This is a genomic window from Mesorhizobium sp. WSM4823, assembly GCF_055811195.1.
Genome location: NZ_JBVVQL010000002.1, coordinates 413469 through 426212, shown reverse-complemented (window position 1 = coordinate 426212; position 12744 = coordinate 413469). Strand labels below are relative to the sequence as shown.

12 protein-coding genes and 1 tRNA gene are annotated in these 12744 nt (G+C 63.0%); 6 read left to right on the top strand and 7 right to left on the bottom strand.

The window, feature by feature from the left end; all coding sequences use genetic code 11:
- Positions 1 to 89: 89 nt before the first annotated feature.
- Complete coding sequence (locus AC0L26_RS06950; protein ID WP_473632142.1) at positions 90 to 1769, bottom strand: DNA alkylation response protein; 1680 nt, start codon at positions 1767 to 1769, stop codon at positions 90 to 92.
- A 142-nt stretch (positions 1770 to 1911) separates the two neighbouring features.
- Between AC0L26_RS06950 and AC0L26_RS06945 the strand changes: the two genes are divergently transcribed.
- From AC0L26_RS06945 to AC0L26_RS06925, 5 genes are all read left to right on the top strand, one after another.
- Entirely contained in the window at positions 1912 to 2871 is a 960-nt protein-coding gene (locus AC0L26_RS06945) for an aspartate carbamoyltransferase catalytic subunit (RefSeq protein WP_473631880.1), read from the top strand.
- A complete protein-coding gene (locus tag AC0L26_RS06940) occupies positions 2871 to 4157 on the top strand; it encodes a dihydroorotase (RefSeq protein WP_473631879.1) in 1287 nt (428 codons plus the stop codon). Before AC0L26_RS06945 ends, AC0L26_RS06940 begins: the two co-directional genes overlap by 1 nt.
- An 18-nt stretch (positions 4158 to 4175) precedes the next feature.
- Positions 4176 to 4763 carry a glycerol-3-phosphate 1-O-acyltransferase PlsY gene (gene plsY, locus AC0L26_RS06935; protein ID WP_473631878.1) on the top strand — a complete coding sequence of 196 codons (588 nt, stop codon included), beginning with the start codon at positions 4176 to 4178 and terminating at the stop codon, positions 4761 to 4763.
- Complete coding sequence (gene dprA, locus AC0L26_RS06930) at positions 4760 to 5884, top strand: DNA-processing protein DprA (RefSeq protein ID WP_473631877.1); 1125 nt, start codon at positions 4760 to 4762, stop codon at positions 5882 to 5884. Before plsY ends, dprA begins: the two co-directional genes overlap by 4 nt.
- 103 nt (positions 5885 to 5987) lie before the next feature.
- Positions 5988 to 6374 carry a hypothetical protein gene (locus AC0L26_RS06925; RefSeq protein WP_473631876.1) on the top strand — a complete coding sequence of 129 codons (387 nt, stop codon included), beginning with the start codon at positions 5988 to 5990 and terminating at the stop codon, positions 6372 to 6374.
- A gap of 133 nt (positions 6375 to 6507) precedes the next feature.
- On the opposite strand, the gene AC0L26_RS06920 is transcribed toward AC0L26_RS06925, so the two are convergent.
- Positions 6508 to 6583, bottom strand: a tRNA-Lys gene (locus tag AC0L26_RS06920).
- Positions 6584 to 6845: 262 nt separating this feature from the next.
- On the opposite strand from AC0L26_RS06920, the gene AC0L26_RS06915 reads away from it, so the two are divergent.
- The gene (locus tag AC0L26_RS06915; protein WP_352934552.1) at positions 6846 to 7322 is read left to right on the top strand and encodes a BA14K family protein; all 477 of its coding nucleotides are present in this window, start codon (positions 6846 to 6848) and stop codon (positions 7320 to 7322) included.
- A gap of 128 nt (positions 7323 to 7450) precedes the next feature.
- Here AC0L26_RS06915 and AC0L26_RS06910 read toward each other — a convergent pair whose 3' ends face one another.
- The 5 genes from AC0L26_RS06910 to AC0L26_RS06890 all read right to left on the bottom strand — a co-directional run bounded on the left by AC0L26_RS06910 (position 7451) and on the right by AC0L26_RS06890 (position 12740).
- On the bottom strand, positions 7451 to 7924 hold the full coding sequence (locus AC0L26_RS06910) for a DUF6882 domain-containing protein (protein WP_473631875.1): 474 nt from the start codon (positions 7922 to 7924) through the stop codon (positions 7451 to 7453).
- Between the two features lie 102 nt (positions 7925 to 8026).
- Positions 8027 to 9520, bottom strand: a complete 1494-nt coding sequence (glpK, locus tag AC0L26_RS06905) for a glycerol kinase GlpK (protein ID WP_473631874.1) — start codon at positions 9518 to 9520, stop codon at positions 8027 to 8029.
- Positions 9521 to 9609: 89 nt separating this feature from the next.
- Positions 9610 to 11334: an ABC transporter substrate-binding protein gene (locus AC0L26_RS06900; RefSeq protein ID WP_473631873.1), complete on the bottom strand. Its 1725-nt coding sequence runs from the start codon at positions 11332 to 11334 to the stop codon at positions 9610 to 9612.
- Between the two features lie 78 nt (positions 11335 to 11412).
- On the bottom strand, positions 11413 to 11679 hold the full coding sequence (locus tag AC0L26_RS06895) for a DUF2160 domain-containing protein (RefSeq protein ID WP_473632141.1): 267 nt from the start codon (positions 11677 to 11679) through the stop codon (positions 11413 to 11415).
- A 182-nt stretch (positions 11680 to 11861) separates the two neighbouring features.
- The gene (locus AC0L26_RS06890) at positions 11862 to 12740 is read right to left on the bottom strand and encodes a carbohydrate ABC transporter permease (protein ID WP_473632140.1); all 879 of its coding nucleotides are present in this window, start codon (positions 12738 to 12740) and stop codon (positions 11862 to 11864) included.
- Positions 12741 to 12744 lie beyond the last annotated feature (4 nt).

The window sequence follows — 12744 nt, the reverse complement described above, 5'->3', positions numbered from 1 at the left end:
CTTGCCACTGCAATGGAAACCATTTGTTAAGGTTAACGGTCATCCACAGCGGCGCGATAGATGGCGAGAAACCTCCCCGAAATCTCTTCTCAGGTGACCGGCGGATAGAGCGTGTCGATGATCATGCGCGCGTCATGGCGCGAATCGAGCATGCCGTACGTGTTGCGCCACTGGCCGGCGAGGCGCGTCTCGACGAAGGCGTCGGCGATCCGTCCTGCCCCCAGCCGGCGCAGCTCCGCCGCTGCCGCCGAAAGCGCCAGTTGCTCGGTAAGCAGACGGGCCGAGCCCTCATCGGTTGCCGCGACCTGCATTGCCGCCTTGAGCACACCGACGGTGCCGCGTCCGCCGGCGCCGAGATCGCGGTCGATGCCGGCCAGCACGTCCTCGAACAGGCCGGGTGCACGCCCCAGCACACGCAGCACGTCGAGTGCCATCACATTGCCGGACCCCTCCCAGATCGCGTTGACCGGAGCTTCGCGATAGTAGCGGGCGAGCGGTCCCTCCTCGACATAGCCATTGCCGCCGAGACACTCCATCGCTTCGTAGAGCAACGGCGGTGCGATCTTACAAACCCAGTATTTGACGACGGGCGTCATGGCGCGGGCAAACGCCGCCTCACCACGGTCGCTGGCCGCCTCGTCGAAGGAGCGCGCCAACCGAAATGATAGCGCGGTGGCGGCAGCGACGTCGAGCGCCATGTCGGCCAGCACGCGCTGCATCAGCGGCTGTTCGATAAGATTGGTTCCAAACACCTGGCGGTGGCGGGCGTGGTGGACGGCCTCGGCCAGCCCGGCACGCATGATCGCCGACGAAGCGATCGCGCAGTCGAGCCGGGTCAGCGTCACCATGTCCATGATCGTCTTCACACCCGCCCCGGGCTCGCCGATCATCTCGCCGATGGCATTGACGAACTCCACCTCGGACGATGCGTTGGAGCGGTTGCCGAGCTTGTCCTTCAGCCGCTGGAAGCGGAAGCCATTGCTCGAACCGTCGCCGAGAATGCGGGGGACGAGAAAGCACGAAAGCCCTTCCGGCGCTTGTCCAAGCACCAGGAACGCATCCGACATCGGCGCCGACATGAACCATTTGTGGCCGGTCAGCCGATAGAAACCGCTGCCGACGCGCTCGGCCCGGGTGACGTTGGCACGCACATCGGTGCCGCCCTGCTTCTCGGTCATGCCCATGCCGAGCGTCAGCCCGGTTTTTTCGACCGGCGGCTTCTGGCTCTGGTCGTATTTTCGCGTCGTTACCCTGGGCGCCCATTCGCGAAACAGTTTTGGGTTGGCCATCAGCGCTGCCAGCGACGCGCTGGTCATGGTGATGGGACAGAGATGCCCAGTTTCGAGCTCGGCCGTCAGATAGAAACGGGCGGCGCGCACCTGATGACGGCGGCCGATCTCGGTATCGCCATTTTCCCAGACCGACGAATGCAGCCCGTTCGCCACCGACCGGCGCATCAGCGCATGATAGGCCGGATGGAATTCGATCAGGTCGATGCGCCGGCCCTGCCGGTCGTGGGTCTTGAGATTCGGCGTCTCGACATTGGCGAGGCGGGCCAGTTCCTGCGCCTCCGGCGTCAGCACGAAGCGACCAAGCCCATCGAGGTCCCTGCGCACCGGATCCGAAAAACGCTCGGCAAGTTGGATCAGCAACGGATCGCCCCGCCAGGCGTTGCCGCCTGCCAGCGGTGGCGGCTGGTTCGTCACGTCGTCGGTCACGCCCAATCCTTCTATCGGCAGACCTTCTATCGGCAGAAAGGCCCTTATCATCACAAGGCCACGAATCCGAAGCCATCAGCTAGATATAGCCCAAGCCACGCAACGCGCGCGACGAAAATACCGGGGAGAAAGGCGGCAATCCAAAGCTGGTGCTTGCAGCCAAAGGTCCTCCACCCTATAGCAGCGCCTTGAGATGACTGACGCTTCGTCCCTGCCACTTTATCCCCACCGCCATCTTCTGGGCATCCGCGATCTTTCCCCCGCCGATATCGAGCTTTTGCTGGACCGGGCGGATCGGGCGGTCGCGATCTCGCGGCAGTCGGAGAAGAAAACCTCGACGCTGCGCGGCCGCACCCAGATCAACCTCTTCTACGAAGCCTCGACCCGCACGCAATCGTCGTTCGAGCTGGCTGGAAAGCGGCTCGGCGCCGACGTCATGAACATGTCGGTGGCCAGTTCTTCGGTCAAGAAGGGCGAGACGCTGATCGACACCGCGATGACGCTGAACGCCATGCGTCCCGACATATTGATCATCCGTCACCAGTCCGCGGGCGCTGCGGCTCTGCTGGCGCAAAAGGTCGGCTGCTCGGTGATCAATGCCGGCGACGGCGCCCATGAGCACCCGACGCAGGCGCTGCTCGACGCGCTGACCATCCGCCGCGCCAGGGGCCCGCTGTCGAAGCTGATCGTGGCGATCTGCGGCGACATCCTGCATTCGCGGGTAGCCCGCTCCAATATCATGCTGCTCAACGCGCTCGGCGCGCAGGTCCGCGTGGTTGCGCCGTCGACGCTTCTGCCCGCCGGCATTGAGAAAATGGGCGTGATCGTCACCCGCTCGATGGCCGAAGGGCTCAAGGATGCGGATGTGGTGATGATGCTGCGCCTGCAGCGCGAGCGGATGGAAGGCGCCTTCGTGCCATCGGTGCGCGAATATTTCCGCTATTTCGGGCTCGACGCCGAAAAGCTAAAGGCGGCCAAGGACGGCGCGCTGGTCATGCATCCCGGCCCGATGAACCGCGGCGTCGAGATTGCCTCGGAAATCGCCGACGGTCCGCAGAGCGTCATCCAGGAACAGGTGGAGATGGGTGTCGCCGTGCGTATGGCGGTGATGGAAGCGCTGCTCGATCCCCGCCGCAATCGCGAGAGTGCCTGATGAGCGCAACGGTCTTCAGCCGGGCCCGCATCATCGATCCGTCGCGCGGCATCGACGAGGTCGGCACGGTCATTGTCGAGGGCCGCAAGATTGTCGCTGCCGGAAAAACGGCGCTCAACCAGGGCGCTCCGCAAGGTGCTGCCGTCATCGACTGCGCCGGCAAGGCTGTTATCCCCGGCCTGATCGATGCGCGCGTCTTCATCGGCGAACCGGGCGGCGAACACCGCGAAACCATCGCTTCGGCCAGCGTGGCGGCCGCCGCCGGCGGCGTTACTTCGATCGTCATGATGCCCGACACCGATCCGGTGATCGACAATGTCGCGCTGGTCGAATTCGTGCTGCGTACCGCCAAGGATACGGCCATCGTCAATATCTTTCCGGCGGCGGCGATCACCAAGGATCTCGAAGGCCGCGAAATGACCGAGTTCGGCCTGCTGCGCGAGGCCGGCGCGGTCGCCTTCACCGAGGGTCGGCACACCATATCAAGCGCGTTGGTGATGCGCCGCGCGCTGACCTATGCGCGCGATTTCGGCGGTGTAATCGCGCATGAAACCCAAGACGCCGACCTCGCCTCCTCAGGCGTCATGAATGAAGGCCTCTATGCAAGCTGGCTCGGCCTTGCCGGGATTCCGCGAGAAGCCGAGTCCATCCCGCTGGAGCGCGACCTTGCGCTGGCGCGGCTGACCGGCGGCGCCTATCACGCGGCCAAGATCTCGACGGCCATGGCGGCAAACGCGGTAACGCGGGCGAAAGCCGACGGCGCGAATGTCACGTCGGGCGTGTCGATCCACAATCTGTCGCTCAACGAGAACGATGTCGGGGAGTACCGCACCTTCTTCCGGCTGACGCCGCCGCTGCGCGCCGAGGAAGACCGGCTGGCGATGATCGAGGCGGTCAAGGACGGCACGATCGACATCATCGTCTCCTCGCACGACCCGCAGGACGTCGACACCAAGCGCCTGCCTTTCGCCGACGCTGCGGCCGGCGCCATCGGGCTGGAAACGCTACTGAGCGCGGCTTTGCGGCTCTATCACAATGGCGATGTGACGCTGCTTAGATTGGTCGAGACGTTATCCACTGCGCCGGCAAGATTGTTCGGCCTGCCCGGCGGCACGCTGAAGCCGGGTGCGCCGGCCGATCTAGCGCTTGTCGATCTGGACGAACCATGGATCGTCAGCGAAAGCGGCATCCGTTCGCGCTCGAAAAACACCTGTTTCGAAGGCGCGCGGCTGCAGGGCAAGGTCTTGCAAACGATGGTGGCGGGCCGCACAGTGTTTTCAGCCTAGGGCATATCTGGGGGAACAATGGCTTACGGCATCGTCTTGGCGCTGGTGTTCGGCTATCTGCTCGGATCGATCCCGTTCGGGCTCCTGATCACCCGAGCCGCCGGCCTTGGCGACGTCCGCAACATCGGCTCAGGCAATATCGGCGCCACCAATGTGCTGCGCACCGGCAACAAGGGCCTGGCCGCCGCCACGCTGTTGCTCGACGCGCTGAAAGGCGCGGCGGCCGTGCTGATCGCCAGTCGCTTTGCACCGGAGCTCGGGCTCTGGGCCGGCCTCGGCGCCTTCCTCGGCCATCTCTTTCCGGTCTGGCTCGGCTTCAAGGGCGGCAAGGGTGTCGCCACCTATCTCGGCGTGCTGATCGCCCTTGCCTGGCAGGTGGCGCTGATCTTCGCCGTCGTCTGGCTGGCCGTTGCTTTCCTGTTTCGCTTCTCCTCGCTGGCGGCGCTGACCGCTGCAGTCGTCGTGCCGATCGCACTCTATGTCCTCGGCACGCCTGAGGTTGCCGGGCTGTTCGCGCTGATGAGCCTGATCGTCATCGTAAAACACCGGGCCAACATTGCACGGCTGCTGGCTGGTGCCGAGGGCAAGATCGGGGCCAGGGAGTGAGCCAGCGCGCCGCCGGGCCGCGGCTCAGCGACCGGCAGCGGCTGAGCTGGCTTCGCTTGATCCGCACGCCGAATGTCGGCCCGGCTACCTTTCGTGACCTGATCAACCGCTTTGGCTCGGCCGAGACGGCGCTCGAGATGCTGCCTGAGCTGATGATTTCGGGCGGCGCCAGGAAGATCGTCCGCATCCCGTCGATTGCCGAGGCCGAGGCGGAGCTGGAGACGGCCCGCCGGGCCGGCGCCCGTTTTGTCGGCATTGGCGAGGCCGACTATCCGCCGCTGATGAAAAGCATGGACCATCCGCCGCCGCTGCTCGCGATCAAGGGCGAAGGCGCGGTGTTCCGGCTGCCGGCGATTGCCATCGTCGGCGCCCGCAACGCCTCGCTGGCCGGCATCAAGATGGCGCGAACGCTCGCCGCGGAACTCGGCCGCAACGGCTACGGCATCGTCTCCGGTCTGGCGCGCGGCATCGACACGGCAGCCCATCAGGGCAGCCTTGCGTCAGGCACGATCGGAGTGTTGGCCGGCGGCCTCGACCTACCCTACCCGCCCGAGAATGCCGGCCTGTGCGAGGAGATTGCCGAGCGCGGTGGCGCCATCATTTCGGAAATGCCGTTCGGCTGGCAGCCGCGCGCCCAGGATTTTCCGCGCCGCAACCGCCTTGTCGCCGGCGCCGCATTGGGGCTGGTCGTGGTCGAAGCGGCGCAACGCTCCGGCTCGCTGATCAGCGCCAGGCTTGCCGGCGAGATGGGCCGGTTGGTCTTCGCCGTCCCCGGCTCGCCGCTCGATCCGCGCGCCGCCGGCACCAACGCTCTGCTCAAGGACGGCGCCACCCTGGTCACTGAGGCATCGGACATCACCAGTGCGATCGCCCCGCTGGTCGGCGCACTGGCACCAAGGACGGCGCCGCTTGGCGAGCCGCCCGACTTTTCGGCAACGCCGCCGCCCGGCGAGGACGACCGCGCCCGCGTCGTCGAAGCCCTCGGCCCGACGCCCGTAGCGATCGACGAGATCATCCGCCACACCGGACTGCATCCGGCCCAGGTTTTCATGGTGCTGTTGGAACTGGATCTCGCCGGCCGGCTGGAGCGACATGCAGGCGGCAATGTCTCGCTGGTGTAATCGAAGTTTTCTGGATGTCTCAGCACAAGATTCTTGTGAGAACCCGCCCCGATGCTCGCCTCATTCGCCTGTTGCCGGTCGCGTCTGACGTGGCAGTGATCCCATGACCGATAGGCAAAAGCGGGCGCTGTTCACTCGTGCGACCGCTCTTCTTTGGGCGGGGCTGAGCGTTGTGCTGGCCCTGCAATGGTCTAGGGATCTTAGCATGCTGGGTTTTCCGGATGGGTATATATCGCCCTTCGCTAGAGCGACCAGAACCCTTCTGGGCACCCTGACAGCAGCCTGTATGGCCCAAGGTCTGTACTTTTTCTTGACCGGGTTGTTCGGCAAGAAGACGGGAGCCCTCAATCTTTGCCTGCAAATCCTGGTCGCCGCGATTCTCACAGTGGCTCCAGTGCTCATTGTAAAAGGTTGTCCGCGTTCTCAGCTATGCAGCATGGCCTATGAGGCGCTGACCGAGACAATGATGGATGATGGCACGGGCGGCTAAGAGATGCCGTTCTGCTATCGTCTTTCGGCGGCTAGCCATCTGACGCCCGAACAGGGGCGCAACGGGGCTTTTGCAGCCGCATAGGTTCTGACTTCGCTCCATCGGACAAGTAATTGAATTTTCGATGAAACAATGGTGAGCGCGCAGGGATTCGAACCCTGGACCTACTGATTAAAAGTCAGTTGCTCTACCGGCTGAGCTACGCGCTCTCGCGGGCTCAGAATGCCGCCCTCGAAATTGCGCGGAACATAGGGAGAGTGTCTCGACCGGTCAACCGGAAAAAGCGGGTGCGCGAGCCGGAGTTTTCGCGGTCTCGTGACGCCTCGCAACCGCTTCGGCATGGCAGGGCTGGCTGTCTCGCAGGAAAGCCGAGACGCATTACAAATCAGCGCCTTGCGATTTTCGCGGGAACAATTGCGCAACCTGCCCGTTTTTGTCGCTACAAGGGACGACGCTTTCAAGGAGAAGATCATGAACAGGATCATGTCGGGCCTGCTGGCGACCGCGCTGTCAGCGTCATTCGCTGTAGCGGAGATCGTGCCCGTCAACGCCCAGCCCACCTACGTGCCGCTAGGTCAGAACGTTTCGTCGGATGTCCAGACTGTCGACCACAGGCGGTGGAGGCGTAGTTTCAACCGCGATCGCGATTTTTCCCGCCGCGATTTTCGTCGTTTCTCGCGTGACGACGGCAGGTATTGGCGCGGCCATCGCGGCTACCGCAGTTATCGTCGCGGCTATCGCCGTCACGGCGACTATTGGTTCCCGCTGGCTGCTTTCGCCACTGGCGCGCTGATCACCGGCGCGATCGTCAACAACCAGAGCCGCCGCGTCTATCGAGGCGATTCGCACACGGAGTGGTGCTACAACCGCTATAGATCCTACCGGGCTTATGACAACACGTACCAGCCTTACAACGGCCCGCGCCGGCAGTGCTATTCGCCGTATTGAGAAAGCCTGGGCTGAGTTAAGTAAGGGTTGATGAGAGCCTGCGTCGGCAACGGCGCGGGCTCTCTTCTGGGCGACGACAGTCAAGGCTGCCATGGTCTCCAGAATAGCTGGGAGCGCCGGCATTGTGATCAGCTCGCCCAACTGATGCTCCTGAAGATCAGATACACACCTCCACCTTCGTCGCGAGGCGGACGGTAAGCTCCGCAAGAGTCGCAAATCCGAACCATTGCCGAGGTCAATTCCCAGCCGAGGCCGTTCAGGTCATCGTCCTTCACGTAGGCCTGAGCCAGTTCGTCGATGCCGTGTTTCTCACCGAAAGATCGAGCCAACTGCCCGTCCCTAACGAGTTCGCGAGGCCAGTTTGAATTTGCCCAAGCCCAGAGCCAGTTACCAGCTGTGGCGCTCGTAGAGCCGGCAATCTGGATCTCGGCGACTACCTTAACAACGCCTTGTCCCGAGAAAAGAAGCTTTCCAGCCTCAAAATCGCAGTCGTAACGGGGCCAGCTAGCGAGGCGAAAATCATCCTGCAAGCGCGCATTCTTCATTTGTAGTTGGTGGAAGGCCTCATCGCGCCAATCAAGATACCAATCGGGATGTGTCATGGGACCGCCACGAACTGGGATTATGCGGTTTTCGTAGGTACCGCCGCCCACCTTATTCAAACGAGGTGCGAACCTGAGGGCTCCACCCTTCCTACTGCGTGTTTACTGCACGCTCAGCGTCCTGCGCACAGCATCGCGCCAGCCCGCCAACTTGGCAATACGGGCGGACGCATCCATGTCCGGCTTGAACCGCCGTTCAAGCGCCCAGCTTCTGGCGAAGTCCCTCGCCTTCGGCCAGACGCCCGCCTTCGAGCCGGCCAGCCATGCCGCGCCGAGCGCGGTCGTCTCGAGAATCGTTGGACGGTCGACCGGCGCATCGAGGATGTCGGCCAGCCGCTGCATCGTCCAGTCGGAGGCCACCATGCCACCATCGACCCTGAGAACGGTCTTCGCTGCCGCGCCCTTCCAGTCCTTGCGCATGGCGTCGAGCAGGTCGCGGGTCTGGAAGGCAACGGATTCCAGTGCGGCGCTGGCAAATTCCGCCGGACCCGAATTGCGGGTCAACCCGAAGATAGCACCGCGTGCGTCGGCGTCCCAGTGCGGCGCGCCAAGCCCGACGAAAGCCGGCACCAGGTAGACATTCTGGGTCGGGTCCGCCGTTGCAGCTAGCACGCCGCTCTGCTCGGCCTTGCCGATCACCTTGATGCCGTCGCGCAGCCACTGCACCGCAGCGCCGGCGATGAAGATCGACCCTTCCAGCGCATAGGTGGTCTTGCCGTTCAGCCTGTAGGCAATGGTCGTCAACAACCGGTTCTTCGAGCGCACCAGATCGCTGCCGGTGTTGAGCAGCGCGAAACAACCGGTGCCATAGGTGGATTTCATCATGCCCGGCTGGAAACAGGCCTGCCCGATGGCCGCCGCGTGCTGGTCGCCGGCCACGCCGAGGATTTTTATCTCTGCGCCGAATAGGCTTTTCTCTGTCATTCCATAGTCGTCGGCACAATCCTTCACCTGCGGCAGCATTCTTGCCGGTATGCGCAGAATGGTCAGCAGCTCGTCGTCCCAGACGTTCTTTTCGATGTTGTAGACCAGCGTGCGCGAGGCATTGGTGGCATCGGTCGCATGAACCTTGCCGGCGGTCAGCCGCCAGATCAAAAAACTGTCGATGGTGCCGGCCAGCAATTCGCCCTTCTCGGCGCGTTTTCTGGCGCCCTTCACCTTGTCCAGCATCCAGGCGATCTTGGTGCCGGAGAAATAGGGATCCAGCAGCAAGCCGGTCTTTCTGGTGAACTTCTTCTCCAGCCCCTGCTTCTTCAATTTCTGGCACAGCGGCGCGGTGCGGCGGTCCTGCCAGACAATCGCGTTGTGGATCGGCTTGCCGGTCGCCCTGTCCCAGATGACGACGGTCTCGCGCTGGTTGGTGATGCCGATTGCCGCGACATCCGACGCATCGCGACCGGCGCTCTTCAGCGCGGCCTTCACCGTCGCCACGACGCTCGACCAGATTTCCTCGGGATCGTGCTCGACCCAACCGGAGGCCGGATAATACTGGGTGAATTCCTTCTGTCCGCTGCCTACGACCTTCATTTCGGGATCGAACAAGATCGCCCGGCTCGATGTCGTTCCCTGGTCGATTGCAAGGATAAAGCTGCTCATTTCCATTCCCCTCGGCGCAAACAGGGGAGACGGCAAGCTGCCGCCTCCCCCGATTGTTGCGATGCGGGCGCGGACGCCCGGACCGATGCTTAATTGCTCCAGCTCTTGACCAGTTCGTCGTAGTTGATGGTCTGCGCCTTGTCCTTCTCCGGCTCGATCTTCAGCTGCGGCGCGAGGTTGCCCTTGGCGACGGCATCGGCGTTCCACTCTTCGAGGGTCTTTTCCTCGGCGAGTTTCGGTCCGATGTCGCCCTGCACGCCGGCGCGCTCAAGGCGCTCAAGCACCTTTTCCTGCTCGGCGCAGAGCGAGTCCATCGCCTCCTGCGGGGTTTTGGCACCCGACGAGGCATCGCCGATCGCCTGCCACCAAAGCTGTGCCAGCTTCGGATAGTCAGGAACGTTCGTACCCGTCGGCGACCACTGGACGCGGGCCGGCGAGCGGTAGAACTCGATCAGGCCGCCGAGCTTCGGCGCGCGGTCCGTGAAGCTCTTGTGCTGGATCGTGCTCTCGCGGATCAGCGTCAGGCCGACATGACTTTTCTTCACGTCGACTGTCTTCGAGGTGACGAACTGCGCGTAGAGCCAGGCTGCCTTGGCGCGGTCGTCAGGCGTCGACTTGAGGAGCGTCCACGAACCCACGTCCTGGTAGCCGAGCTTCATGCCGTCCTTCCAGTAGACGCCGTGCGGCGAGGGAGCGAAGCGCCATTTCGGCGTACCGTCCTCGTTCACGACGGGAAGGCCGTCCTTCACCATGTCGGCGGTGAAGGCCGTGTACATGAACATCTGCTGGGCAATTTCGCCCTGCGCCGGAACCGGCCCGGATTCCGAGAAGGTCATGCCCTGGGCCGCGGCCGGAGCGTAGGCCTTCATCCAGTCGAGATATTTCTGGATGGCATAGACCGACGCCGGACCGTTGGTGTCGCCGCCCCGGGCCACGCAGGAGCCGACCGGCCGCGACTTCTCGTCGACCTTGATGCCCCATTCATCGACCGGAATACCGTTCGGCAGCCCCTTGTCGCCATTGCCGGCCATCGAAAGCCACGCATCGGTGAAGCGCCAGCCGAGCGACGGGTCCTTCTTGCCGTAGTCCATATGGCCGTAGACCTTCTTGCCGTCGATCTCGCGGCCGGTAAAGAATTCGGCGATGTCCTCATAGGCCGACCAGTTGACCGGCACGCCGAGGTCGTAGCCGTACTTCGCCTTGAAATCGGCCTTGTTCTTCTCGTCGTTGAACCAGTCGTAGCGGAACCAGTAGAGGTTCGCGAACTGCTGGTCGGGCAGCTGGTAAAGGTCGCCGTCCGGAGCCGTCGTGAACTTGGTGCCGATGAAGTCGGCGAGGTCGAGGTTCGGGTTGGTGACGTCCTTGCCCTCGTTCGCCATCCAGTCGGTCAGGCTGCGCGCCTGCTGGTAGCGCCAATGGGTGCCGATCAGGTCTGAGTCGTTGACATAGGCGTCGTAGACGTTTTCGCCTGACTGCATCTGCGTCTGCAGCTTCTCGACGACGTCGCCTTCGCCAATCAGATCATGGGTGATCTTGATGCCGGTAATGTCGGCGAACGCCTTGGCCAGCGTCTTCGATTCATACTCGTGCGTCGTGATGGTTTCCGAGACGACCTTGATGTCCAAGCCCGCAAAGGGTTTTGCGGCATCGATGAACCATTGCATCTCGGCTTCCTGGGCAGCGCGATCGAGCGTCGACATATCCTTGATCTCGGCGTCGAGAAACGCCTTGGCCTCGTCCATTCCGGCATAGGCGTTGCCCGCCCCGAGCAACAGGACAAGCGCAGTCGTCGATGTCAAAAATTGCCGTTTCATGTGTTTCCTCCACTGTTTCATTTTTCAAGTTCGATCGGAGCAGACGCCGGCACGCGGCCGCTCCAACAGTTTCCCCCTCTATACGTAGCGGAACACGCCGATGGCGTAGACCACGGAGAGAGCGAGAGCCCACCACAGGTTGGGTCCGACAAGACCCAGCCAAGCGAGATGGATAAAGGCGCTGCCGAGCAGCGATAGGAAGAGACGGTCGCCGCGCGTCGTCTCGAAGCGCAGCACGCCAACCCGCGGATTGCCGCCCGGCGAGACGTACTCCCAGATCGCCATGCCGCAGAGCAGCACAAAGATGGTGGTAAAGAACGTCGCCGTTGGCCACGTCCACGCCATCCACGAAAAATTGAGGTTGGACGAGAGGTTAAATCCCCACAGGCGGATATTGGCCGGATCGCTGAAACCCACCGTTATTGCCACGAAATCGATTTGGAGCGCCACCCAGGCCGCGACAACCAAAGCAAGAAACAGCGCCGCCCACAACCAGGCCGTCCGTGGGTCTCTTCCGATCTGCTCCATCACACCCTCCCCAGGGCAAAGCCCTTGGCGATATAGTTGCGTACGAACCAGATCACGAGCGCGCCCGGAAGGATGGTGAGCACGCCGGCCGCGGCCAGCACACCCCAATCGAGTCCCGAGGCCGAGACCGTGCGCGTCATGATCGCGGCGATCGGCTTGGCGGCGGTCGTGGTCAAGGTTCGTGCGATCAGCAGCTCGACCCACGAGAACATGAAGCAGAAGAAGGCCGCCACGCCAACTCCGCTCGCGATCAGCGGCATGAATATCTTGAGGAAGAAGCGCGGGAAGGAATAGCCGTCGATATAGGCGGTCTCGTCGATTTCCTTCGGCACGCCCGACATGAAGCCTTCCAGAATCCAGACCGCCAGCGGCACGTTGAACAGGCAGTGCGCCAGCGCCACCGCGATGTGCGTGTCGATCAGCCCAAACGCCGAATAGAGCTGGAAGAACGGCAGCGCGAACACCGCCGGCGGCGCCATGCGGTTGGTCAAGAGCCAGAAGAACAGGTGCTTGTCGCCGAGGAAGCGGTAGCGCGAGAAGGCATAGGCTGCCGGAAGCGCCACGGCGACGGAAATCACCGTGTTCATAACCACATAGATGATCGAGTTGATGTAACCCTTGTACCAGGACGGGTCGGTGAAGATCACCATGTAGTTGGCAATCGTCGGGTTTCTCGGCCACAGCGAGAAGGCGCCGAGGATCTCCTGGTTGGTCTTGAAGCTCATATTGACCAGCCAGTAGATCGGCAACATCAGGAAGATGATGTAAATCGTTGGCACCAGCCACCAGAACCGCGACTCCTCGCCCCGCCGCCGCATCTTGCGAGCCAGCGCGGCGTTCGCCGCCTGCGCTTCCGCGGTAGCGGGGGTTTGCCGCATCAGC